This window comes from Bacillus sp. FJAT-28004 (assembly GCF_001280845.1).
Classification (GTDB): Bacteria; Bacillota; Bacilli; order Paenibacillales; family Paenibacillaceae; genus Pristimantibacillus.
In genome coordinates, this window is the sequence record NZ_LGHP01000001.1 from 2,155,449 (window position 1) to 2,181,523 (window position 26,075).

The following is a 26,075-nucleotide window of genomic DNA, read 5'->3' on the forward strand; positions in this document are numbered from 1 at the left end:
CGCAAAACTAGAAGGAGTGCAAATAACGTGGATAAAGAATTTTACAAGATTTCTACAGGAGAAAAAATTACTCGAGTCGTTATCTATGTGTTGATCATTCTTCTATGTTTATCCATTATACTTCCTATTCTGAACATCTTTGCTTTGTCATTCAATTCAGGCAAAGACGCAGAAAGAGGAGGTATCTATTTGTGGCCGAGAATATGGTCGATTGAAAACTATAAGGAAGTGTTTTCGTCCTCAAATATTTTGAGTGCATTCGTTATTTCGATGTTCCGTACGATTGTCGGGACGGTGGCGAGCGTGTTTTTGACCGCGATGGCAGCATACGCGTTAAAGAGAAAAGCACTGCCTGGCGTTCGATTTTTTACAATGCTCATTTTTTTCACGATGTTGTTTAGCGGCGGCATCATTCCCTATTATTTGTTATTGAAAGACTTGCATCTGACGAACACGATTTGGGTCTATATTATACCTGGGTTGTATAGTGCATGGAATTTAATTATTATGCGAACCTTCTTCCAGGAGATTAGCGCGAGCCTTGAAGAGTCGGCACGGATTGATGGATATAATGATTTTTCAATTTTCATGAGGGTGATTATGCCACTCAGCAGGCCAGTTGTTGCTGTCATCGCGTTGTTTAATGCTGTAGGACATTGGAATGATTGGTTTACAGGAGCATTCTATGTTCGAGAGAGTAGTCTGCGGCCATTATCGACTCTGCTACAGGAAATGCTGACCCGGGCGGATGCGCTCAGGAATACGCTGGAGCAAGCGGCCGGATCGACGCAATACGAAATGCTGGATAAAATTCAGGTGACAGGAAACTCGCTGAAAATGGCAACAATCATTATCGTCATCACACCGATTATTGCGATTTATCCATTTATTCAGAAATATTTTGCCAAAGGCGTTATGATCGGTTCGGTTAAAGAATAAGGCGAGAAAGGGCGGAAACAGATAATGGCACCATGCATCATTTCAAATCCTTATGATAAACAACAGGGTATGTGGCTGAAGGGGAGTTTCCACAACCATACCACGAATAGCGCTTGCGGCTCTCAACCGCTCGAGACCGTCTACCGGATGTATGGGCAATATGATTTTCTGGGCATTTCCGACCATGATTTCATTACCGCTCATGAAAGAAAACGATCGATACCTACTGTCTTTGAAGCGATGGAAGTAAGCAGTCCGCAAAGGCATATGCTGCTCGTTAGCCCTTCACGGTCAATTATGGACGATTATTCGAACGAATTTTCGATAGAGAAGTATCAACGACTATCTGACCTTTGCACTGTACAGGGTGGAATGAGTGTTCTCGTTCATCCGAATCGCTATTATTCACAGTTTTGGCCGATTGAAGATATGCTGGCGATGTCGGACTACACTGGAATAGAAGTTGTGAATGGCGAAGGAAACCCGGAATATGATATTGCGTTCGACAAATGGGATGCCTTGCTGTCTGCTGAACGGAAAGTATGGGGTTTTGGTGGAGATGATTTTCATGTATACGGGCAAGAGAAAAGGACTTGGAATATGGTGATTGCGGACGAAAATACAAATGAGAGTATTATTGCGTCGATGAAAGCTGGAAGCTTTTATGTTTCTACAGGTTATGGGTTCGAGTCGATCTCTACAGTTGATGGGACTATCTTGTTTAAGCTGCTTTCCAGTGAAGGGCTCGACAGGATGTACAAATATGTAACTTTGTTTGGAAAAGACGGAAACGTCTTGTATGAGACCTCTGGCCGGATCAATAACGTCAGTTACAACTGTCGTGGAGACGAAGGTTACGTAAGGGCGGCAGTTTATTTAGAAGGTGGTTTTGGCGCATTCTCCCAGCCCTTGTTTGTTAAGTAGGCAAATGTACTCCCAAACATGATAGCGGCAATTTGACGATAGAAGCAGGGTAGTACATGAACAGGAAGAATGTGATCTTGTATGAGCAAAAAGTTTGATCCGAGCCAAAAGAGCATCATTTCAATAACATGGCCAATATTTATAGAAGCATTATTTGGCATGCTAATTGGGACTGTCGATATCATGATGCTAAGCAGTAATTCTGATGAAGCCGTTGCAGCGGTTGGCATAGCTAATCAGATTTTGATCGTAGTGAGCTTGATGTTTGGATTTGTTACCGTTGGGACAAGTGTCATTCTCAATCAATGGCTTGGCGCAGGGAATCTGCGTGATGCCGATATGCTCGGAAGAACAGCGCTTACTCTAAATGTAATGCTTGGTTTAATCGCTAGTTTTGGATTATTTGTATATGCCGATGTGTTTCTAACACTTTTCAAGGTACCTGCAGATGTGATGGCTGAAGGAGTCACTTATTTATCCATTGTTGGCAGTTCGGTATTCATTACCGCTATAAATATGACTTTAGGTACAGTGTTACGATGCCGCGGCATTGTAAAGGAAATGATGCTAATCGCATTAGGTGTAAATGTGCTGCATATTATCGGGAACTACCTGGTACTGATGGAACCCTTCGGCTTACCAAATCTAGGCGTTGAAGGCGTGGCAGCATCGACATGGATAACCCGAGCAATTGGGATGATGGCTTATTGGATCTTATGTATTCGAAGCTTGGAGTATCCGGTACGCTTAATAAGTCCATTTAGATTTCAAAAAAGGAATATTGGTCTTATTTTTAAATTAGGTATTCCTTCTGCAGGCGAACATGTTTCTTATAATCTCTCTCAAGTTGTTATCACGTATCTAGTAACTCTACTAGGCACAGCAGCACTAACGACCAAGATTTATTCCCAGACCATTACTTCATTTATATTTGTGTTTTCGATGGCGATCGGGCAAGGAACGCAAATTATTGTTGGACATATGATTGGAGCAGAGCAGAAGGATAATGCCTATCGATCCAGTATTCAAAGTTTGAAACTTGCGTTCATCATTTCGCTTACGCTGGGCATTTTCCTCTATAGCCTTTCGGATCTATTGCTCAGATTCTTTACCAACGACGCTGAAATTATTTTGCTAGGCAAGCAGCTCATGTTATTGTCTATTCTACTCGAGCCAGCACGGGCTTGTAACATGGTGCTCATCAGTTGTTTAAATGCAGCTGGCGATGTTAAATTTCCTGTAATCGTTGGCTTGGTGTCCATGTGGGGGATCAGTGTGCCGTTAGCCTATATGTTCGGGATCGTGTTTCATATGGGGTTGGTAGGTATTTGGTTGGCCTTTGCAATCGATGAATGGATAAGGGCGTTTATGATGCTCCACAGATGGAGGAGACGTTCTTGGCAAAAAGAAGATATCTTGGCGAAACTCGCATAAATATTGCTAGAATCGAATCTTTTAAGTCACAAGACGACCTCAATAATAAATGAAACGCTCCCGTACAAATCTCGTCCCTAAGACTGTCCAAAGTCTTGGAGGTGGGATTTTTTTATGTGATCTAGTTGATTTGTATAGTATTTGTAAATGGGTTGTGTGCAAATCTATCACAAGTTTACAATGTTAATAGCATTTATATGGTTTGGTACTGCGGATTTTTTACTCGAATCGATCTAGAATAGATAAAAGGAGAAAGTAATCGGAATGGAAGTGAATCACAAAAGGGTAACACAGGCGGAGAAGCAAGGAAAGGCTGCCATCTTAATAGAGGTTTTCCGTGTATCTATTAAACTCGGACTTACCTCCTTTGGAGGACCGATTGCACATCTGGGTTATTTCCATAATGAGTACATCCGTCGTCGTAAATGGATGGATGAACGAAGTTACGCTGATCTCGTTGCACTTTGTCAGTTTCTTCCTGGTCCAGCTAGCAGTCAAGTCGGGATCGGTGTAGGAATTGTAAGGGCAGGTTTAATAGGCGGACTAGTAGCTTGGCTAGGCTTCACACTACCATCCATCATTGCATTAGTCGCCTTCGCCTTCCTGCTACAAGGCTACGACATAGGAAGTACAGGTTGGATTCATGGATTGAAAATCGTAGCCGTAGCAATCGTTGCTCATGCCATTCTAGGAATGGGGCAGAAACTTACGCCTGACCGCGATAGAGTAACGATAGCGGTTATCGCTGCAACGGTAACATTATATTGGCAAACGGCGTATAGCCAAGTATTCATTATAGTTGCAGCTGGCCTAGTCGGGCTTTGGTTATATCGTAAAAAAGCAGTTGAGAAGGCTCCTAATTTGCATATTAATATAAGTCGTTCGATAGCTATTGTCTGCCTCGTTATGTTTTTCTTTCTTCTTATTGCACTGCCGCTACTAAGACAATGGGGAGATGTCGAATGGTTGGCGATGTTCGACAGCTTTTACCGAGCAGGATCATTGGTATTTGGCGGAGGGCATGTTGTTCTGCCGCTGCTCGAGCACGAAGTCGTCTCTACAGGTTGGGTAAGTGAGTCTGATTTTTTGGCGGGGTATAGTGCAGCTCAGGCGGTACCTGGACCACTGTTTACATTTGCTAGTTATCTCGGCACAATGACAGGTGGATTGTCTGGAGCAATCGTTGCAACAATTGCGATTTTTTTACCTGCATATCTGCTTGTTGCCGGTGCACTGCCGTTTTGGAATGTGCTAAGGTCTAGTCCGAAAATTCAAGGAGCTTTGGTTGGTATTAACGCAGCTGTTGTTGGTATTTTGCTAGCTGCACTGTATGATCCGTTGTGGACAAACACGATCTTGGAATCAGGCGATTTTATTCTTGCTGCCATATTGTTTATCATGCTTGTATTTTGGAAGCTTCCTCCATGGATGATTGTTTTTACAGGAGCAGCAGGAGGAATGGTGCTCGGTCTTCTTTAATCATTTATCATGTATATTATTAAAAACCTCCAAATCCGCGAAAATGGTTTGGAGGTTTTTTGTTTTTCCGATGAAACGTATCTAAGCTACATAACGGATTTTGCTGCTAAACCAGGTCATTATGCCGAAACGATGCCGATGACAAACTGTATACACAATTGTATAATCGTTGTAGAACTAATGTAAAAGGTTGATGCAGCGCGTTTATTGGAGTATGAAGGAAAAGAGTGAATAGCAATGATGTACACAATAAGAAAAGCCTCGATGCTGCTGGGAATTCCTGCTGTAACGATTCGTGCATGGGAAACACGTTACGGAGCCATTCTGCCCGTCCGCACAGAAGCAGGATATCGCCTGTTTAACGAGAAAAATATGGAAGATTTACGTTTTCTCAAAAACCAGACGGATGAGAAAGGGATGACGATTTCGCAAGCCGTCCGACTGCTCAAGGAGCAGCAGGATTTACGTGAGCAAAAGCTCAAGGCTAAGACAGACACCGTCATCCAAGTAGCTAAAGAAGAGGCTCATCAAGATATGGTGGAGCGCTTGTATAACACACTGTGCAACTTTAGTACGGAACAAGCGAAGACGATGGTTGATTTGGGTTTTTCTATGTATGGCTATGACATTATGATCTATGACATTCTATTTTCAGTCATGATAAAAGCGAGCACGGAGAGGGATGAAGGTAGAGCAACGGTAGCGCAAGAGCATTATATTACTCAGTTCGTGACCCATCGTTATCTTAGTTTCTTTCATCTTTTTCCGATAGACAATCGGGTGCCCCGCATGATCGCTTTATGTCCATCTGGAGAACACCACCAAGCAGAACTTCTCTTATTTTGTTTATTTTTACGTAAAAAAGGGGCTGACGTGCTGTATCTTGGTCCGGATACACCGGAGGATGGGATTCAAGAGATGATCAAGGCGCAGCAAATTCGAGTCATTTGTTTATCATTAACTGATCCGAAATTAATGGAGCCCACGCTTGCTTTTATTAACCGATTGTTGGTTCATAATCCTGAGCTGGAAGTCGTCTTTGGTGGTCAAGGCTTCCAAAGCGTACCTGAATCATATTCAAATTGGGTGCTTCAGAATGGCAATCAAGAAGAATGGGAAAGATGGTTTCAAGATAAGGTGTTAGGGTTGAGTTTCCAATTTTAGATGGGGGAACTCCTATGGTCACACTGTCAGGACAACTTGCAGCAGAGACGATACTTTCATCGTAGACACAGACATCAATAAAAAAACGCGTCTTACTCCAATTGGAAAAGGCGCGTTTTTTATTCATTCTATTCCCTCGGCGAAGTTTGGCCCTTAGCGCCCCATACAAATAGGAACACAACAGCGATGCATAAAACGAATAAGGGGGCAATCATGATTAAAGAAAATTCCATTATCGTAACACCTGCTTTCGTTTAAGGTCTTCATTTGCCCTTGACGTATCGTGTATTGAATAGAAACAGACGCATGAGCAAGTATAGTGATGGGATCAGAAGCAGCAAGCCGAGTACAAACGCAACGATAAGCGCAATAGCCATCGAATCATTTGTGAAATTATCGTGTATGGTTAAATAGGGGTACAGAATGTAAGGCAAATGCGCAGAGCCGTATCCATAAAAGGCGAAAGCAAATTGCAACATGACGAATATAAACGATAAACCAAGTCGCTGCTGCTTCCACACCAAGTAAACAGCCAGCAGGAAAAAAAGAAAGGATAGAGCGAACATCCATGATCTGTCCAGCATTTTCTCAAAATGCTCCAGGTTATGGTCATGGATGGCGAAGAAAACAAGAAGACTGCTTAGTATAGTCGGTAAACTCCAAACCAAAGCGTAAGTTCGAACGATCTTAAATGCTGGGGAGTCTCCTGCTTTATGAGCATAGAAGCTTAGGAACATAGCCGATATGTACAGTACACTGACAAGTGCGAGTAGTACGACTGACCATGAATAGCTGCTTCTAAACAGCTCGTTCACGAGGAACACCACTTTGCCGTCTTCTGTTACTTTGATATATCCGCCTTCTGATATGGTCAATACCGTTGATAAAGCAGCGGGAATAAGCAAGCCGCTAGCTCCGTACATGAGTGTATAAATTTTCTTGCTTCGTGAGCCATAATGGTTGAAAGCATAATAAGCTCCGCGAATAGCTAGCAGCACGATGGCAATGCTTCCCGGAATAAGCAAGGAAGTCCCATAATAATAAGCGGTATCCGGAAAGAATCCGATGAACCCGACAAAAAAGAAAACGAGAAAGACGTTCGTCACCTCCCATACCGGGGACAAATAACGATCAATGATGGAATGAATCAGATGCCTAGTCCCAGTAATCGAGCTGTAATAGCTGAAAAAACCAGCACCAAAGTCAATTGAAGCAATAATGAGATAGCCAAACAGAAATGTCCAGAGCACGGTAATACCAATGACTTCATAACTCATAATTGATCACGGGCCTCCTTCTCATAATTAGCTATTTCATCTTCAGCGTGATTATTTCGGAACATTTTTATCAGTACTCTTGCAGAAGAAATGCCCAGTACAAGATAAAGCAGTGCAAATAGCAAAAGCATCAAATCTACATGATCGGATGTTGTTGCGCCCTCCGCAGTACGCATAATGCCCCTTAATAGCCACGGCTGTCTCCCTACCTCTGAGAAAATCCAACCATGCTCAATCGTGAGCATTGCAATTGGCGCTGCAATTACTATTGCGCGAAGAAGCCAGCGGCGGTATGTATTTCCCTTTTTCCGAACCATTTCTATGATAAAGAGGAGTGAAATTAGCACCATAAAGGCTGCGTAACCCATCTTGATGTCAAAGAGATAATGAATCCAAAGCGGCGGCCGCTCATCCACGGGAAATTCATTTAGACCCGTGACCTCAGCAAATGGATTGCTATGAGCGAGGATACTCAGACCAAAAGGGATTTCCAGTCCGTATCGCACCTCATTGTCTTCTGTAAGGATACCTCCGAGTATGAGCGGTGCTTTGCCCATCGTTTCAAAATGCCACTCTGTTGCAGCCAGCTTCTCGGGTTGATATTTTGCGAGATATTTACCCGAAAAATCTCCGATAAGAGCTGTGGAAATCATAAATACAAAAGCACAAACCATCGTGAGTTTTAAAGCCTTCTTATAGTAAATATGGTTTTTTCCTTTCAGCAGCGACCAAGCCGTAATCGCCGCGAGTATAAAGGCGCAGGTCAAGTAAGCAGAAGAGAGTACATGTGCTACCTTGGTCGGCATAGCAGGACTAAGCATCGCTGCTATAGGATTCACCTCCGCAATTTCACCATTAACTAAAGTGAATCCGACGGGATAATTCATAAACGCGTTTACGATCGTAATGAAGAAAGCCGAAGCAGAGGAGCCGATAACAACGGGAATCAACAGCCAAAAATGTGTCATTCTATTTTTGAATCGATCCCAAGTGTAGAGGTAAATGCCGAGAAAGATCGCTTCAAAAAAAAATGCGAACGTTTCAAGGAAGAGCGGTAAGGAAATAGATTGTCCAGCAACTCTCATAAAGCTGGGCCAGAGAAGACTTAACTGCAGACCAATAGCGGTTCCTGTTACAACGCCGACTGCAACGGTGATGACATACCCACGTGCCCAGCGCCGAGCGAGAAGCAGGTAATGAAAGTCATTCCGTTTAATGCCGATCCATTCGGCCAAAGCAATCATAAGCGGAATGCCCACTCCTATCGTGGCATAAATGATATGAAAGCCAAGTGTCAGAGAGGTTAGTATACGACTGAATATAACGGGATCATATCCGTTAAGCAGCATGAAATTCACTCCTTAGATGTTTGATTTTTGCTTGGACGGACCTTAACTCATAAATTTGCGGATGATCGACATCAGCATAAGCAACGTCACAATCGCGCATAACATAATCAGTTTTTTCTCCTGCTGTTTTGTACGATTTTGTTTATTTTCTTTCATGGTTTCACTCGCTTTCAAACTATGTGATGTAATTCACAATGAACAAATGAATACAGCATTAATAAACGATCTTGAAATAGTATGCCCTTTAAGATGCGAAAATAAAATGACTCGATAGAGCTATATGGAGAGAGAATTGTAACGAAGCCATGAACATTGGAAGAAGAGGAGGGGCTAATGGAAAAGGCCGTCCCATCGTTTAATTGACTTGATGGGACGGCCTGATTTAGAGGATTAGAGTTAGATGCTGAAAAACATAATGTATTCTAATTCCAACATTGCTGCGCATTCGTTAATTTCAAACTCTAGTTTTTAAAAAACTTTTTTCGAATCGCATGAACCCCTAATAAAACCAAAGGAAGAATCAGTCCGTATGTCGAGACATAAGGTATCCATGCTCCATTGGTAAATTCACTTCCATGAAGGACATTAGGGTGTAAAATGAGCGAAATTACGACCATGATCATCCCTAAAGGTAATGTGAGTGAGCGGTAATCTTTTAAATTCAATGTTTGTGCAAGACCTATCACTGCTGCGTAAAAGTACAGAGAGGTTCTATAAAAAATCGTGACAAACCATATTCCAGCCATTATGGCTTCAACACGTATAAAATTACCTGTGTTTATTTTTTTGGCTAGAGCAAAGCTTGGATACATATGTCTCCCTGTTGTATCCGGTCCGAGAACTAGAATAGCCAATGCGATAATAATAATTAAAATGATTCCCCCTATGAAAGTTCCTATAAAAAAAGCATTTCGAGATTTTTGAGGCTGATTCACAGAAACTGGATAAATCATCAAGAAAACAACAGGAGTTAGTGAAAAAATACTAACAAAGAGTAAGGTAGAACGAATCATCGGTTTTATTCCGGTATCAAATACGGGTTGTATGTTGTGAAAATCGATTTGTGGAGAAATAAAAATGACTAAAATAATAAACAGTAAAACGAACCCAGGGAAAAAAAACTCCGCCGTCCGGGCCAAATTTTCAATTCCAAGGCGAACTCCCATGACGACTATGCAAGCAAAAAGAATATGAATAGCTACTGCTGGAGTGTCGGCCATGATCTGTGTAGTTATAAAATCCGCCATATAATACAAAAGATCTGCCGCAGTGATGAACGCAAAAAAAACAAAAGTAATAGAAACCGCCTTGCCCAGCCAGCGTCCGAGAAGTTTTTCATTTTTTTCAACTAAGGTCATGTCTGGATAAATATTCCCCACAGCAGTGTACAGAAATACCAATAACATCCCAAATCCTACACCGAGTACTGCCGCGATCCAAGCGTCTTGTTTTACGATATCAGCTAACGGCGATGGTATAATTAAAATAGCAGTACCAACAGAATACAATATGACTAACACAGTAAATTGACGCACGTTTATTTTAATGTCTTTTACCATTTTTGGCCTCTTTCTATGTTATCCCCACGATATTATATAGTCCCTAAAACCTCTTCCATTGGCTTTGATTAATGATTTGTGGCATTTCCTAATTGTTTCCTTTTAATGGGCTTGATAAACACTCCCACCTATTCATTCTCCACTCAATAGGATGTATGAACCATGCAAGATTGGTTAATAAATGTAAGAGAAATTTTAACTTAGAGGACAGTATTTTCTGTTGCAATTATTTAATACGAACTCACCCTATTTCAGAGCGGAGAGGAATATAGACAGATGGGGTTTTTCAATAGACAATCAAAAAACAGTACGGATCTTCCTTCACCTAAGCACTCAGATTCCAATAACGTTTTTCAAGAACAATTGTTAAAAGAAAGCCTTGATGAAAATATCCAATATGTAAGAAACTTGCTTGGCAATAGCACCGACATTGTGGTTAGGGAAATTCAAATTGGCGCAGGAGAGAAGTTTAAAGCCGGAATATTTTATACGGACGGATTGACGGACCTCCAATCTGTTCAGAAATTTATCATCGAATCGCTCATGCCAAGTATCCCAAATACTCAGCTAGATCCCATGTTATCGAGTCCACAAAAAATCTTTCAGGTTGTGAAAGATCAAATACTCACGGTCGGAGCGATTAAGGATGTTAAGGAATTTGGTTCTTTGACTACCGCCTTGTTATCCGGCGATGTTGTCCTCTTATTGGACGGTAGTACTCTAGGATTAATCATCGGCATGCGCGGATGGAAAGACCGTGCAGTATCGGAGTCCACTACTGAGACCGTAATACGGGGACCAAAAGAAGGCTTTACAGAATGTATTCGAACCAATACGGCGTTAATTCGCCGAAAAATAAAAGACCAAAATCTATGGCTTACAACGAAGTCAATTGGTAGAGTGACAAAAACCGATGTGGCTGTCATGTATATTAAAGGAATTGTGGATGACAAGATTGTGGATGAAGTGCATCGACGTCTGGATCTGATCGATATAGATGGCATATTGGAGAGCGGCTATATTGAGGAATTAATTCAAGAAAAAACCTATTCTCCTTTTCCAACGATTTATCACTCGGAACGTCCGGATGTCATTGCAGCAGAGCTTTTGGAAGGGAAAGTCGCCATCTTGGTAGATGGCACGCCGATTGTATTGATCGTCCCTGCATTATTTATCTCATTCGTACAGGCTGCGGAGGATTATTATACGCGCGCGGACATTAGTACCCTTATTCGTATACTACGTTTTATTAGTATTTTTATTTCTTTGTTAGGTCCGTCCCTTTATATAGCTATCACCACTTTTCATCAGGAAATGTTACCGACGCAATTGTTGATTGGTTTAGCTGCTCAACGAGAAGGGGTTCCATTTACAGCATTCATAGAGGCAATCATGATGGAGGTAACGTTTGAAATTTTACGGGAGGCTGGCTTAAGAATGCCAAAGGCCATTGCACAGGCCGTCTCTATCGTAGGAACATTAGTAATTGGAACTGCTGCGGTTGAGGCGGGAATCATATCTGCTGCCATGGTAATTGTCGTCGCGCTTACCGGGATTGCAAGCTTTGTGCTTCCTGCATTTGACATGTCCATGACCTTTAGAATGCTCCGTTTTCCACTGATGATACTTGCCGCTTCTTTCGGGTTGTTTGGAATTATTATAGGGATTTTTGTACTCGTTCTCCACTTGTGCAGTTTGCGATCTTTTGGGGTTCCCTATATGAGTCCTTTTGCTCCATTTATTCTTGAGGAGCAAAAGGATACCATTTTCCGATTCCCCCGCTGGGCAATGATTAGGCGCCCTAGTTTAATCAATAAAAACAATATCATTCGCGAACAAAGTACCCCTACTGAACAGTCGCGAGATAATGCAGGTGGATAAGCGATGATACGCAAAAAATGCTTACTCTGTTTAATTGTCATCTCGCTTATATTCGTCACTGGTTGCTTTAAAGGCCGGGAGTTGAATGAACTGGCTATTGCCGTGGGTTTGGGGATCGACAAAGTCGGAGATCAATATAAACTTTCTATTCAGGTCGTGGAGCCGACTGAAGTTGCAGGGAAGAAGGCTGTTGCCAAGACGCCTGTCACGACATATGTAATCACAGCAAATACAATTTTCGAAGCGATTCGTAAAATGACCACGGTTAGCCCTCGTAAAATTTATCCTTCCCATTTGCGAATTGTGGTTCTTGGCGAATCATTAGCTAAGGAAGGAATTGGACAAGCGTTAGATCTCTTATCGAGAGACGAAGAAGTACGAAACGATTTTTTTATTGTTGTAGCTAAGCATACGACTGCTGAGAATACGTTAAAAATATTAACAAAGCTGGAAACGATCCCAGCTGTTAGTTTGTTCTCGACCCTTCATACTTCGGAGAAACAATGGGCACCGACAACAACGGTTACATTGGATCAACTAATAACTACACTTGTTAGCAAAGGAAGAGATCCTGTTTTAACAGGTCTTGTAGTTTTGGGGGACCAAGAAGTAGGGCAAGATAACAAAAATATGGAAAAGGTTCTGACTCCATCTATATTGCAGTACTCGGGGTTAGCGGTTTTTAAGAAGGATAAGTTGATTGGTTGGTTAAATGAAACTGAAAGCAAAGCGTACAACTATATTAACGATGAAATTAAAAGCACGGTCGGCTTCGTTACTTGTCCGCAAGGAGGCAAAATTACCTTCGAGGTCATTCGGTCTAAGACCAAGGTAAAAGGCAGCGTAAGGAATGAACAACCGCGGATCGATATCGAAGTACGATTAGATATTAATATAGGGGAAGTGCAATGTTCCTTAGATTTGTTGGAGACGAAGAGCATTGCAGAAGTAGAGAGATTGGCAAACCGCAAAGTGGAAGGTTTCATTGAAGCGACAGTAAAGAAACTGCAGAAAAAATACAAAGTTGATGTTTTTGGATTTGGGGAGGTCATTCATCGTTCGAATCCTAGAGAATGGAGAAAGTTGAAAAACAATTGGAATCAAAACTTTGTGACGATGCCAGTAAACGTGAAGGTTCATCATAAGATTCGGCATTTAGGTACGGTAGCTAATTCCTTTTTGGAAGAGATGAAAAAAGAGGAGTGAAGATACACATATGGTGTCTACTATAGGGATCCTTGTAACGGTCGCTTTAATAATCGCCATTGATGTTCCAACGCTATTAAGAGGAAAACTAAAAAAAGAATTATGGATATTTTCCGTTTTGCTGTTGTTTGGGACCACAATAGGTATTGCTAAAGCCTTGCATTTGGGGCTGCCCAACCCGTTGGATTGGATAATCTACATATATAATCCCGTGTCACAATTATTGAACACATGGTTAAAGTAAAGTTGCGGATTACAGCTTAGCATGGTTTGCTGAATATCTTGGAAAATATACCAGCCACCTCGCCACGTCGAATGGACGTGGCTTTTTTGCTGTCTTGATTATTAAATATGAATTTCTCATATTTAGAATTTTTGTTTGAAAAATTCGCTGCCCTGCATGAAATCGACAAATTGCTGCAGCCATTCATAATATTTTTTGGCATGGCGGAGTTTGTGCAAATCCTGAAGCGCAAGTTTTCGTTCTTCGTCAGGGTAATTCTCCTCTAGAATTAACTCACTTAATTCAGGGAGAGCTAAATTAATAGCCTCCGTCATCACATCAACTTCCCGTTGAAGCTTATGGGTAAAGAAATTTTGAAACGCCAGAAAAAAATCACCCTCAGCCGAATAAAGCTCTTTTCGTTCTTGCTTTTCGTCTAGTTTTTTCACCATTTGAGATTCCATCAGTGACCTAACCGCATAGCTCATGTTGCTCTTGCTCATGTTCATCTGTGTTTTCATTTCGTCGAGCGTCATAGGCCGATTCTCAAAAAACATGATGCCATACAGCTGGCCTGAAGAATGAGTTGCCCCATACAAATCCATCGTTTCTGCAATGGCTTCGATTATATTTTTTCTGATCCGCAGTCGTTGTTCAGATTCCATATTTTCCTCCCTTTGTGACACCGAACGGTTTACTTCCCTCATCATAGATAACAAAGAAGCTTTCTTCGTTCAATATTTTTTGAATTTGTACTATATATTATAGCAAAAAGATAGTCTACTAAGCGAGAAGGGAAAAACCAACTTATTTACATAATCTCAATATGCATTTAACAGTCATTTGACACAAATTTTTAGGAATGAGTGTACAATTTATTTTGTACAGAACAGAGATGATGAATGTTTGAGGAGGAAAACAATGTAAGTTAAATATTTATTGAACGTTTGCGATTTGAAAATGATGAAGTACATTTCGTTCAGTTTACTACAACACTATTAGCGTAAAAAGGGGATAATATTGTGAAAATCAATTGGAAATGGAAATCGATGGCGGCTGCATTAGTCGTTATAAGCTTGCTAGCAGGGTGCAGTTCAGCAAAGCAGGAGGGGGCAGTTACAGGTAACGCTAAGTCTACTTCATTAAATAATGAATCAGCTGAAATTAATGTATATACGGCAATTGAAGAGGAGCAGATCAAGACTTATCTTACTTCATTTCAATCGGAGTATCCGAATGTGAAAGTTAATATTGTTCGTGATTCGACAGGAATCATGACTGCAAAGCTAATTGCTGAGAAAGACAATCCACAAGCAGACGTAGTATGGGGTCTTGCTGCTACAAGCCTGCTTGTCATGGATGACCAAAACATGCTCGAAGCTTATGCTCCCAAAGGTGTAGAACGAGTGCTTCCTGAATTTAAGGATAAAGCGAATCCTCCGAAATGGGTAGGCATTGATATTTGGGAGACAGCTATCATTGTTAATAAGGTAGAGATGGAAAAACGCAATATAGCCATTCCAGAGTCGTACGAGGATTTGTTGAAGCCGGAATATAAAGGGTTAATCGCTATGCCTCACCCCGCTTCCTCGGGTACGGGATACTTGACCGTAAATGCGCTTATTCAACTGCAAGGTGCGGAGAAGGCGTGGAATTACATGGAAAAGCTTCATGAAAATATGATGGTGTACACACATTCCGGGTCCAAGCCTGCGAAGATGGCTTCCTCCGGTGAAGCTCCAATCGGTATTTCTTATGGATACAGCGGAATTCTCGAGCAGAAAAAAGGAGCTCCAGTTGAAGTCATCTTCCCTAAAGAAGGATCTGGCTGGGATATGGAAGCGAATGCTCTAGTGAAGAAGAATGAAATTAAACCAGCAGCGAAATTGTTCCTTGATTGGGCGATCAGCGATGAGCCTATGAAGGAATATAACAAGAACTATGCCATTTTGAGTATAAAGCAAGAAGGAAACAGCATACCTGAAGGTTATAGCAAAGATCCTGTTTCACAGCTGACTAAGCTTGATTTATATCAAGCAGCAAGAGATCGTGAAAGTGTGCTTGCAGATTGGGAAAAGAAATTCGGCTCCAAAGCGGAACCGAAAAAATAATTCCAGTTACAAGGGTGAGGGATGAGAGGAGTCATCCCTCACTTTACAGTAGACCGATTTCAATTAACAAAGGGGTATGAATGATGAAGGCTGGTTATTTATCGCTATCTAATCTGGATAAGAAATACGGAAAGCAAACGGCGCTGCAGGATATTCATTTGGACATTAACAAACATGAGTTTATATGTCTACTCGGACCAAGCGGCTGCGGAAAAACAACGCTGCTTCGTATTTTGTCGGGACTCGAAAAGGCAGACAAGGGACAATTAACTTTAGCTGGAGTAGATATTACTATGCTGCCAGCTGGGAAACGCAACTTCGGCATGATGTTTCAGTCGTATGCATTGTTTCCAAATTTGTCGGTTAGCGAGAACATCGCTTATGGGCTCCGCAACCGTATGACTAAAGCTCAAATCGTCGATCGTGTGGATGAGCTGCTTGGATTAGTAGAACTTGATCAGCACAGGGACAAACTTCCGGTTCAACTATCTGGAGGCCAGCAACAGCGTGTTGCTCTTGCTAGGGCTTTAGCATTCTCACCAGATTGTCTGCTGCTCGATGAACCGTTATCAGCACTGGATGCTAAGGTGCGCGTTAAATTAAGGCGAGAAATATTGCGTCTGCATCAGAAATTCGGGATGACAACGATTATGGTCACACACGATCAAGAGGAAGCGCTAACGATGGCTGACCGCATTGTAGTAATGAACCAGTCGCGTATCATCCAGGTGGGCACTCCAAGAGAAATATATGAACGACCGAGTTCTCCATTTGTTGCTGATTTTATTGGAGCCGTCAGCTTTATAAAGACGGACATGGAAAGGCTTGATAGTGTAGCGCTAGCGATCCGCCCGGAGCATGTTCAGCTAGTACGTGAGGGAGGCAGGCTTGGTGTCGTGCGAGAGCTCGAATATCGTGGGGCTCATTACCGTCTTGTTGTTGAATTACTTGGTCATCAGGATAACCCGCTCATGCAGTTCGTAACGATCGATGTACCTACGCAGGTAATGTCGTCATTCAATGCTAGACTTCATCAGAAAATCAGGTTCAGCTTGCCTCCTGAGCATTTGATTCGATTTGACGCGACGACAAACCTTGCGGTTGTTTAAGGAGACGAAAAAAGATGGACTTTTGGTTTAAACGATTACGGACGGGTGCTAACGGTTGGAGTCAGAATATCATGATTTCCGTCATGACAATCACATTAATATTCGCAATCCTTCTACCGCTTGGGGAACTGATATTGAAAGCTATAACCAATCAAGACGGGGATTTCATCGGGCTGGATCACTTCATTAAGTATTTCTCAACACCTGCTTTAGTTACTTCGTTATGGAATTCGATCAAGGTTTCATTGATGACTACGGTCATTTCAGTAACGCTTGGTTTTGGGTTTGCTTATGCGCTTGAGAGAAGCGGAATTCGTGGGAAATGGTTTTTTCGATCCGTTGCGCTTCTGCCTCTTTTTGCACCTTCCATGCTGCATGGATTAGCCCTAATCTATCTGTTTGGCAATCAGGGGCTGATTTCAACTGGTTTTTTCGGGTTACTGCCTGAATTCCGCATTCAGATCTACGGACCACTCGGCATTGTTTTGTCGGAAGTGTTATATACGTTTCCACAAGCGTTTCTGATGTTATCGGTTGCACTTGCGAGCGCCGATTATCGGCTGTATGAAGCCGCGGAGACACTTGGCTCTTCCAAATGGCGTACATTTTGGACAGTAACCGTCCCCGGATCTAAGTATGCGTTAATTAGCGCAATCTTCGTTTGCTTTGTTCTTACATTTACGGATTTTGGAGCACCTAAGGTTGTAGGTGGACAATATAATGTCCTTGCAACTGATTTGTACAAACAGGTCATTGGCCAACAAAATATGCAGATGGGCGCTGCCGTTGGAGTATTGCTGCTCATACCGGCTGTTATTTCGTTCGTGTTTGATCGTATATCACAGCGCAAGCAAAGCGGCTGGCTAAACGCCAAATCAACGCCTTATCAAGTCGAAAAGAATAAGCTGCGAGATACCTTGTTCTATGTGCTGTGCTCTACCGTGTCGACCATTATTGTGGGCATCATTCTCATTGCTATTTACGGATCTTTGGTAAAAGTATGGCCTTACAACCTGTCAATCTCTTTTAATAACTATAAAGGATTTTTCGAAGTCGGCGGACCGTTTACTAACAGTTTAATCATCGCGTTAGGCACAGCGTTAATCGGTACAGTGATCACCTTTATATTCTCTTATCTAATTGAAAAGTCGCGTGGCAATTTGGTTTTGCGAAATGCAGCATATTTCCTATCTATGCTCCCGCTTGCACTGCCTGGATTGGTGCTGGGTCTAATTTATGTATTCTTCTTTAACAATCCGAATCAGCCTTTGAATGGCATTTACGGTACGATTTGGATTGTCATCCTGTGCAACATCGTACATTTCTACTCGGTTTCCTTCCTGACTATGACCTCGTCATTGAAGAAGCTTGATAGCGAGTTCGAAGCTGCATCGGAATCGATGAATGTGCCATGGTACCGGACGCTGCTGCGCGTTACTGTGCCGCTCTCTATGCTGACAATCATAGAGATTTTCATTTACTTTTTCATTAACAGTATGGTTACTGTGTCGGCGATTATATTCTTGTATGCGCCAGATATGAAGCCAGCAGCCGTTGCAATTGTTAATATGGAAGATTCGGGAGATATTGCTCGCGCTGCAGCATTGTCCACCTTAATCATACTGACGAATATGTTTGTTCGATCGGGAGTTATGTGGTTCACTCGCAAAATAAGGAGAAGGACGGAAGCGTTACTGATCAGGAAAGATGTTTAGTTTACCTTCAAATTAATATAGGAGAGATGGTCATGGCAGATTTGATAGCTAACAAGATGCGTTATCCAGTGAAAGGGATTTTGTTCGACAAAGACGGTACATTGCTCGATTTTATAAGCCTTTGGGGAAGCTGGAGCGAATCGATTTATCATAAATATTCAAGTCGGATCCCGGGTAAGATTGCTCCCCTTTCAGATCTATGGGGAACGGTTCACGATTCTAGGGGCCACATTACCGACTACAACCGCAACGGTCCGTTAGCGATGGGATCGATTGATGACCTGCTGGCGATCTTGGCCTTGCAGGGCTATCGTTTAGGGCTCACTTGGGGGGAATCGATGCGGATTGCGAGGGAGAGCAAACAGCTTGCCGACGAGGAATTGGAGCTCGTTCGACCAGCATACCCAATACAAGGAATGATCGATTTTTTAAAGGAGTGTCAAGCCGAGGGGTTGTTGCTTGGTATTGTAACAGCAGATAATACGTCAGAAGCAATAAAACATATAGATTGGATGGGAATAGGCTCCTACTTCAAAGCTATTATTGGTAATGATCAGGTTGAGAGAGGGAAGCCCTTTCCGGATATGGTGGAGAGAGCTTGCCATCAGATGGGATTGACACCAAATGAGGTGGCTGTCATCGGCGATACCAACGGTGATATGCAGATGGGCAATGCAGCAGGGGTTGCGATGACCATTGGATTAGTGAATACAAATGCAGAATCAGCAAGTGCCAGCTTTCGTTTGTTGAAAGACGCGAGCGTGATTGTTTCCTCGTACTCGCATATTCAATTGGAGGCTTCACCGAGTGAAGGATGAAAGTGGATGGGGATGGATATTGCTCCTGCTTGCCATCATATTTGAATTGTCTGGTACAACGTTTTTGAAACTTTCTGAAGGTTTTACAAGGTTTTGGCCCTCCGTATTGATGTTTGTATTATATGGGATTAGCTTTACCTTCCTTAACTTTGCGCTTGTCTATATTGGGGTCGGTATTGCCTATGCGATTTGGTCCGGAGCAGGTATCATTCTAATATCTCTGGTAGGTTTTATTTTGTTCAAAGAATCGTTCAATATGGTTCAATTACTCTGGATGTCACTCATCGTGATTGGAGTCGTAGGTTTGAAATTAAGCACCAAAGTTCAATAAAACTTATGCAGATTTAACTTAATAATCCCATTCTAATCGAGGTGTCGTTAATGAAAAAGAACACTTATAAATCGATGTCCATGGTACTATGTTTCACCATCTTGCTTATATCGATGATGCAAGCTGTACCTGCTAAAGTTGTACATGCTGCCGCTCAGAAGGTCACGATGGATAAACCAGTGTTTGTATATGGACAACCCATTACATTATCTTACACGGGAGCAACGAAGAAGGATTGGATAGGACTTTACAAAAAAGGGGCTGTTCAAGGGGGCAGTAATCCATCCTTGGCCTATAAATATGCATCAGCACAGCCTAATGGATCGTTAACGTTCACTAATGTACTTAAACCAGGTGATTACGAAGCTTTGTATATGGAGAATGATGGATATAATCTTTTTGAGCGAGTGCCTTTTTCCATTATTACGTTAAATCCTCCCACAGAAATTTCCTTTGTGGATACGGATTCGGATGCTGCACAACTCGCAGGTGATGTGAAAATAAAGAGCCCAAGTGATCAATCCAATGTCACGAATTATATGCTGTATTGGGGAAATGACGTAGGCAAGCTGCCCAGCGTACCAGCTATTGCGGCTCTGCCCCCTACAGTGACAGGATCTACTTATGCTATTTATACTTTTCCAGCTGATACAGTCATTCCAAGTGGTGCCACGAGGCTGCTGGCTTATTCGAATTCTGCTGCTGGTGAAACAACAGCGAATGTGACGACAGCCATTCCAGGTTTGGTGGCTGAAAAGCCGAATGCCAGCTTCGAAGTCATTACGGATATGCACATAACCAGCAACAAGAATCATACGCATAACAAAAACATTGAAGATGCGCTAAAAGATATCATTGCCTTGAATCCGGATAGCGACGGCCTCATGGCAGTCGGGGATAATACGGATAACGGAAAAGAAGCGGAATATCTAGAGCTAAGCCGGATTTTTAATCTGTATAAAAAAGATCTTCCCGAACCGTTCTTTGTTCAAGGAAACCATGATGTGCGTTGGGGCGATTGGAGCAAGTATTCTGATTATTTTTCTAAGTATACGAACATGAAGTCCAATTACTATGATACTTGGATAAAAGGATATCATTTTATTTTTCTCGGGACGGAAAAAGGCTTAAAGGATTACTCGTACCTTTCGGATACGCAGCTAAAGTGGCTCGACGAGAAGCTGTCTGAGGATGAAGCGAAAAACAAGCCTGTCTTTATTTTTCATCATCAGCCGTTGAAGAATACAGTGGCGGGCGCGAATGATGGCTTTAATAAGAAGTTTTATTGGTATGGTGTGAGACAGGATAAGGAATTAAAAACGATTTTGGCAAAGCATCCACAGTCCATTTTGTTCAGTGGACATACGCACTGGGAGCTAGGTTCGAAGGATACCATGTATAATGCCAAGTATGCAACGATGTTTAACGCTGCTGCGACATCCTATCTGTGGACAGATGATGATACAAGCAAAGAGGGCAGCCAAGGATATTTTGTGGAAGTGTATGACGATAAAGTTCTGGTAAAGGGAAGGGATTTCCAAAATGATAGTTGGATCACGAATGCACAGTTCGAGGTAAACCTATCGGCTCAAATACCGGTTGTTGATCCAGCTATCGATCCGGACCTGACCATTAGCAATCCTACCGTCAAGATGGTTAAGGAATCGTATGTTCCGGCAGATCCGGTTCAGGTTGCTTATACGAGCTCGGTTAGAGAAGATTGGATCGGTATTTATCCTACTGGAACTAAGCTAGGTCTGAACGTGCAGGCTATAGCGAAACAAAAAACGAATAGCGTCAAACAGCCCGATGGAACGATGACATTTGCCGGCTTGAATCTTGCGCCAGGCAAGTACGATGCGGTTTATGTGGGAGAAGCAGAATATAAGACGGATAACGACAATATTGAACTCGGTCGAGTTACATTCGAAATCGTGTCAACACCGCAGCAAATAGACGTAACCGGGGTTCAATTAGACAAGCAGCAGCTTACTCTGAATAAGGGAGAGACGGCAGAGCTAGTCGCAAACGTGATGCCCGAGCAAGCAACAAATAAGAATGTTACTTGGTCAACTAGCGATGATACTATTGCCAGAGTAGAGGTGGTGGATGGTAGAACCATCGTCCATGCGATTAAAGCGGGTATTGTGGACATTACCGTGACTACGGCTGACGGAAACTTTAAGGCAGTAAGCAGGATCACAATTGTTGAACCACCAACTGCTAAGTATCCATTTATTGTTGAGCGTGCAGCTCTTGCGACGAACACAGCTCTGGTCGATGCCACAGTTACGCTTAAGCCGATTGCCGATCTGAATACGGCCGTTGTCGTCTTTCAACTGATGAAGGGTGATACTCCGATCAGTATCGCATCCTATCAAGCCCAAATTCCTGATTCGGGTGGTACATTTAACGTGAAGTTCAATGCCAATCGCAAGGACGGCTATCATGTAAATGTATTGATACTTTCTGATTTCAGCGCTGATTTAACTAACATGGGAACGGTGCTTGCAGAGCCGGTAACGCTTAAATAAATAAACGAAGCAGGCTCTGCAGCCTAGTATAGTGAAGAAAGAGGAGATTCCCTTGGAAAGAAATAAATACTTCATTTCTATACTTCTGACCGCTTTGTTGTTTACCTCTGTTCCAGTAATGGCGGGAGCAGAAGCTCTGCCAGCACTGGTTCTGGATGCTTCGGTGAAATACGCTGGCGATACGGTGAAGATTACTGGAACTTCGCCATATCAAGAAGTCGTGGTGAAGATTGTTAAACCAGATGGTACAGTCTTATATATCAACGTTGTGAAAGTCTCGCAAGGGTCTTATGCGGAAACCATCACTTTACCCGCTGATGCGATGCTAGGTGAATATACCGTGGCCGCTGGTCAAGGAAAAACGGATATGGTGTCAATTAAATCGTTCTCTGTCAAGAATAAGGGCGATTCAAGTGTAACGCCCCCAACGAGCGAATCCAATTTACCACCGGTTAATGTGACCAATACATCGATCACTACAGCTATTTCATCCTCGGCAATGATCATGACTGAGATAAATGACAACGGGGTTGATTACTCGAAAGTATCGGTAGATAAAACAGCACTCTCTAAAGCCTTTCAAGCGCTACACAACCATTCTAATGAAGCTTCGAAGAATCTAATTGTCTCCATTGCGGTTTCTAGTAATGGAACGACTAAGGTTGAGCTTCCTGCTGAGGCGTTGAAAGAAGCTCAGGACATCGTTCCGAATGCGATCGTCTCTATTCAATCGAGTAATGCTGGTATAGAGCTTCCTATTAAAGCTATCTCTTTAACCCAATTGGAATCTTCTCATAACGTCAAGGCTTCGGACATGATGATCGTAGTGACTACGCAGAAAATGCCGAACCTATTCTCAGAGAAGGATCGAAACGAGATGAAGTTAAAAGGGATTAGCAACTTGAATGATCCGATTTCATTTAATGTGTCTGTTGTTGCTGGAGGTAAGTCATTGGAATTAGAGAAGAATGGCTACAGCAATATCAAAAAGCAAATATCTATATCTTCTAAGATAGACCCGAGAACTTCGACTGTAGTAGCTATCGACCCGCTGACACATGAGAAACGTTTTGTTCCTGCAATTTTTCAAAGCACAGCTGATGGTGGAACTATAGTGTTGATTAAGAGTCGCAATAATGAGATTTATACCATCATTTCATCCAGCCCGACCTTTAAAGATACGAAAGGGCATTGGGCACAACGGTCGATTGAGCATTTGGCTTCGAAGCAAATCGTGAATGGCATCGGTGAAAATGTTTTCAATCCCAGTGGAAAAGTAACACGAGCTGAATTTATATCCATGCTTGTAAGGTCGCTGGGCTTACAAGGCTCTTCACAGACTTCAGTGTTTCAAGATGTACATGCAAATGACTGGTTTACAGGAGCTGTACAAACGGCTAACGAGCTTGGACTCATTAATGGCATGTCCAATGGAAACTTCCAACCCGAGGCTCAGGTCTCAAGGGAGCAAATGGCCGTTATGATTGTTAGAAGCATGGCTCTCATGGATACCGGCACGCAAGCCACAGCTGTCGATTTGGACAGCCGATTTAAAGATGCTGACCATATTAGCGTATGGGCGAAGGAAGCGATGGCGCTGCTCGTGTCAGAAAACATGCTAGTCGGTGTAGACAAAGATAAACTGGCTCCGAAAAATTCGGTGACACGTTCAGAAGCGGTTACGATACTGGAACGTTTTCTTACCTTTACGAAAATGATCAATGATTGACGTTTAAGATAGTAAAAGCATCTCCCGATATTTAGGAGATGCTTTTTTTATGACGTTTTCGCTTGAAATTATTTTTTTTTTTATTTACTGATGAAAAAAGGGATTATCCTTTAATCGTTAAGATAGGCTCTACTTCGGCAACGACTTGCGCCATGCCGTGTTCTTCATGCGATTCGATTATGGCATTGATATCCTTGTAGGCATAGGGAGCCTCTTTCTTTAATTCCTCTTCCCATTTTTTCAAAATATCTTGTCTGGATTTAATGTCATTTCGGTTCGGGTCAATTGGCGTAACAATATTAAACTTGGAAATGAAGTCACGAAACAAAGCATCATCAACTTTTACCGAATCTCCTCGAGAAAGGCTTCTGCCAGCCCCATGACTGGCGCTGAACAAACTCTCCCGATTTCCAAGTCCAGCGAGAATATAGCTTTTCGCTCCCATGGAACCTGGAATAAAGACCGGCTCACCCGTATATTGAAAAGGAGTGTTCATCATTTGTTCCGCTGACTTTGCTGTGCAAGAACCTTTGCGGTGGATAAAGCCTTCACTGCCATCAATGGTTTCTTCCCAAACGAAGTTATGCGGCGCATCGTAAAGCAATTTATATTCAAAATCCTTCATGCTTTTATCCAAAGATTTTTGCAGCATAAGTCCCAAAAACAAGCGATTCGCAAAAGCAAAGTTTGCCGCGTTATGAAGCAGGTTCCAATAACGCTTCCACTCTGAGGTATATTGTTCAGAATGCGGCAGGACGTAGATACCATTGCTTGGATGTTTAAGAGAGGCAGGGTAAATTTCTTTCAACATTTCTTTGATATTTAAACCTGCGTGATGTCCGATAGACACGGAGCCCGTATGAATCATGACGACAATTTGGCCTGATTTGATATTCCACTCGTTTGCCAAAGCATGATTGCGTATATTAACTACTTTCTGTATTTCCACAAAATGATTACCGCCACCGATAGATCCAATCTGACTATCGTAGGACAAATCATTACTGCCCAAATAGCTGTCTAAACCATCTACTTTATCAGTAATAAACGAACCTAAACGGTTCACCTTTAAGAGGTCCTCCGCTTGCTGCTCAGCATCATAAAACTCCCACAAACCATCACGTTTCATCGATTTCTGAGAGTCCAGTATGCCCATTAATCCTTCTTTGAGGATAGCTTCGCGCTGCACCCTTGTCATCGGAATATTACGCCCACCTTCAAAGAAAATGTGACGAATATCAGATTCAATTTGTTTAAGATTCGACCGAATGTCATCTTCTTTCAGCGAAGTCGTGTATAACCGCATGCCACAGTTAATGTCATTGCCTACAGCTTGTGGGATGACAAATCCTTTGGTAAAGATAGTCGTTCCAATGGGAATTCCGCTTCCTTTGTGAAAATCCGGAGTGATCGCCACTTCTTCCATTTTTGCATGTTCGTTTGAAAAATATCCGCTAGTGTGCTGCTTCAGTGTTTCCACAGATTCATTTACGGTGAGTAGTTGATCAAGTTCTGCTAAAGCATTTTTTTCAAGCTTGATTTTGTCGTTTATGAAAAAACGGACAGGAGTATAATTGCTAATTTTAACTTTCAAATAGGACCATCCTTTTGGTTTATGGGTGGATATTTAATATTTGTAATATGGATGTATTCGATGGAGATGCATGTCATGATTAATCATCCTTTCCTTGCTGATATTCTCAATATATCATTTTGAAAATTGAAAAGCATTATCTAACAAACACTTTTGTGCAACAAATTGGGGGAGATATGCGTTAAACCGATAAATGCTAATAAAGGAGCGTTTGGTAAATGATGAGAAAATTAATGAAACTGTCCATTGCAGGTGTCATGATGGTTTCTATAGTATCCGTCAGTTATGCAGCGCCAAAAAAAAGTACTCCAGTTATTTTGAAAATGAATGATTATTATGTAGCTTATACCTATCCGAAGGATTAAAGAAGGGGAGAACGTTGTAGAAATTCAGGCAGGCAACAAAACAGCAAAGGTTAATGGTCAAAATGTAGAGATGGTCACAAAAGCAGTGGTAGAAAAAGGTTTCTTGCTTGTGCCTGCTCGTATTCTTTTTGATTCTTTCTCATTTAAAATTAATCATGAAAATAATGTGATCACTTTGAATGACGAACGGTTGTTAAAACAAGGAAAACTACAGTATCTTTCTGATGATGGCCTGTAGGGATATCAAGAACAGCAAACCCAAATGCGTTCCAGTCAGTAGAAATCTCATATAACGTCTCTGTGGAAAATAAAATATCTCAAATTGATTTAACAG

At 42.1% G+C, this 26,075-nt stretch carries 22 protein-coding genes; 16 read left to right on the forward strand and 6 right to left on the reverse strand.

Annotated elements, in window-relative coordinates:
- Positions 1-27 precede the first annotated feature (27 nt).
- The 5 genes from AC787_RS09120 (at position 28) to AC787_RS09140 (ending at position 5,940) form a co-directional block, all read left to right on the forward strand.
- On the forward strand, positions 28-939 hold the full coding sequence (locus tag AC787_RS09120; RefSeq protein ID WP_054024483.1) for a carbohydrate ABC transporter permease: 912 nt from the start codon (positions 28-30) through the stop codon (positions 937-939).
- 24 nt (positions 940-963) lie between these two features.
- Positions 964-1,863, forward strand: coding sequence for a phosphoesterase (locus tag AC787_RS09125; protein ID WP_054024484.1), 900 nt, complete (start codon positions 964-966; stop codon positions 1,861-1,863).
- An 81-nt stretch (positions 1,864-1,944) separates the two neighbouring features.
- Entirely contained in the window at positions 1,945-3,297 is a 1,353-nt protein-coding gene (locus AC787_RS09130) for an MATE family efflux transporter (RefSeq protein ID WP_054024485.1), read from the forward strand.
- Between the two features lie 264 nt (positions 3,298-3,561).
- Positions 3,562-4,776, forward strand: coding sequence for a chromate transporter (locus AC787_RS09135; protein ID WP_054024486.1), 1,215 nt, complete (start codon positions 3,562-3,564; stop codon positions 4,774-4,776).
- Positions 4,777-5,013: 237 nt separating this feature from the next.
- Positions 5,014-5,940, forward strand: a complete 927-nt coding sequence (locus AC787_RS09140; protein ID WP_054024487.1) for a MerR family transcriptional regulator — start codon at positions 5,014-5,016, stop codon at positions 5,938-5,940.
- A gap of 128 nt (positions 5,941-6,068) precedes the next feature.
- On the opposite strand, the gene cydS is transcribed toward AC787_RS09140, so the two are convergent.
- The 4 genes from cydS to AC787_RS09155 form a co-directional block, all read right to left on the reverse strand.
- Positions 6,069-6,173 carry a cytochrome bd oxidase small subunit CydS gene (gene cydS / locus AC787_RS35325; protein WP_414730935.1) on the reverse strand — a complete coding sequence of 35 codons (105 nt, stop codon included), beginning with the start codon at positions 6,171-6,173 and terminating at the stop codon, positions 6,069-6,071.
- A gap of 30 nt (positions 6,174-6,203) precedes the next feature.
- On the reverse strand, positions 6,204-7,217 hold the full coding sequence (locus AC787_RS09145; protein ID WP_054024488.1) for a cytochrome d ubiquinol oxidase subunit II: 1,014 nt from the start codon (positions 7,215-7,217) through the stop codon (positions 6,204-6,206).
- A complete protein-coding gene (locus AC787_RS09150; RefSeq protein ID WP_054024489.1) occupies positions 7,214-8,566 on the reverse strand; it encodes a cytochrome ubiquinol oxidase subunit I in 1,353 nt (450 codons plus the stop codon). The genes AC787_RS09145 and AC787_RS09150 overlap by 4 nt, the downstream gene beginning before the upstream one ends.
- A gap of 461 nt (positions 8,567-9,027) precedes the next feature.
- Positions 9,028-10,125, reverse strand: coding sequence for a GerAB/ArcD/ProY family transporter (locus AC787_RS09155; protein WP_054024490.1), 1,098 nt, complete (start codon positions 10,123-10,125; stop codon positions 9,028-9,030).
- 276 nt (positions 10,126-10,401) lie between these two features.
- Between AC787_RS09155 and AC787_RS09160 the strand changes: the two genes are divergently transcribed.
- Positions 10,402-12,006, forward strand: coding sequence for a spore germination protein (locus AC787_RS09160; RefSeq protein WP_054024491.1), 1,605 nt, complete (start codon positions 10,402-10,404; stop codon positions 12,004-12,006).
- A 3-nt stretch (positions 12,007-12,009) separates the two neighbouring features.
- Positions 12,010-13,212 (forward strand): Ger(x)C family spore germination protein, encoded by a 1,203-nt coding sequence (locus AC787_RS09165; RefSeq protein WP_054024492.1) that lies wholly within the window; start codon positions 12,010-12,012, stop codon positions 13,210-13,212.
- Positions 13,213-13,578: 366 nt separating this feature from the next.
- Here AC787_RS09165 and AC787_RS09175 read toward each other — a convergent pair whose 3' ends face one another.
- Positions 13,579-14,100, reverse strand: a complete 522-nt coding sequence (locus tag AC787_RS09175) for a GbsR/MarR family transcriptional regulator (protein ID WP_054024494.1) — start codon at positions 14,098-14,100, stop codon at positions 13,579-13,581.
- A 384-nt stretch (positions 14,101-14,484) separates the two neighbouring features.
- Here AC787_RS09175 and AC787_RS09180 point away from each other — a divergent pair, with 384 nt between their 5' ends.
- The 7 genes from AC787_RS09180 to AC787_RS09210 all read left to right on the forward strand — a co-directional run bounded on the left by AC787_RS09180 (position 14,485) and on the right by AC787_RS09210 (position 23,782).
- Complete coding sequence (locus AC787_RS09180) at positions 14,485-15,546, forward strand: putative 2-aminoethylphosphonate ABC transporter substrate-binding protein (protein ID WP_054026992.1); 1,062 nt, start codon at positions 14,485-14,487, stop codon at positions 15,544-15,546.
- Positions 15,547-15,629: 83 nt separating this feature from the next.
- Positions 15,630-16,655 carry an ABC transporter ATP-binding protein gene (locus tag AC787_RS09185; RefSeq protein ID WP_054024495.1) on the forward strand — a complete coding sequence of 342 codons (1,026 nt, stop codon included), beginning with the start codon at positions 15,630-15,632 and terminating at the stop codon, positions 16,653-16,655.
- 14 nt (positions 16,656-16,669) lie between these two features.
- Positions 16,670-18,370, forward strand: coding sequence for a putative 2-aminoethylphosphonate ABC transporter permease subunit (locus tag AC787_RS09190; RefSeq protein WP_054024496.1), 1,701 nt, complete (start codon positions 16,670-16,672; stop codon positions 18,368-18,370).
- 32 nt (positions 18,371-18,402) lie between these two features.
- The gene (locus AC787_RS09195) at positions 18,403-19,188 is read left to right on the forward strand and encodes an HAD family hydrolase (protein ID WP_054024497.1); all 786 of its coding nucleotides are present in this window, start codon (positions 18,403-18,405) and stop codon (positions 19,186-19,188) included.
- The gene (locus tag AC787_RS09200) at positions 19,178-19,519 is read left to right on the forward strand and encodes a DMT family transporter (RefSeq protein WP_054024498.1); all 342 of its coding nucleotides are present in this window, start codon (positions 19,178-19,180) and stop codon (positions 19,517-19,519) included. The genes AC787_RS09195 and AC787_RS09200 overlap by 11 nt, the downstream gene beginning before the upstream one ends.
- Before the next feature lie 50 nt (positions 19,520-19,569).
- The gene (locus AC787_RS35195; protein WP_161807523.1) at positions 19,570-22,053 is read left to right on the forward strand and encodes an Ig-like domain-containing protein; all 2,484 of its coding nucleotides are present in this window, start codon (positions 19,570-19,572) and stop codon (positions 22,051-22,053) included.
- Between the two features lie 52 nt (positions 22,054-22,105).
- A complete protein-coding gene (locus tag AC787_RS09210) occupies positions 22,106-23,782 on the forward strand; it encodes an S-layer homology domain-containing protein (protein WP_054024499.1) in 1,677 nt (558 codons plus the stop codon).
- Between the two features lie 103 nt (positions 23,783-23,885).
- Here AC787_RS09210 and AC787_RS09215 read toward each other — a convergent pair whose 3' ends face one another.
- Entirely contained in the window at positions 23,886-25,376 is a 1,491-nt protein-coding gene (locus AC787_RS09215) for an RtcB family protein (protein WP_235560936.1), read from the reverse strand.
- Positions 25,377-25,594: 218 nt separating this feature from the next.
- Between AC787_RS09215 and AC787_RS34065 the strand changes: the two genes are divergently transcribed.
- Positions 25,595-25,741, forward strand: coding sequence for a hypothetical protein (locus AC787_RS34065; RefSeq protein ID WP_161807524.1), 147 nt, complete (start codon positions 25,595-25,597; stop codon positions 25,739-25,741).
- A 22-nt stretch (positions 25,742-25,763) separates the two neighbouring features.
- Positions 25,764-25,979, forward strand: coding sequence for a stalk domain-containing protein (locus AC787_RS35330; protein WP_414730976.1), 216 nt, complete (start codon positions 25,764-25,766; stop codon positions 25,977-25,979).
- The last annotated feature ends 96 nt before the right edge of the window (positions 25,980-26,075 follow it).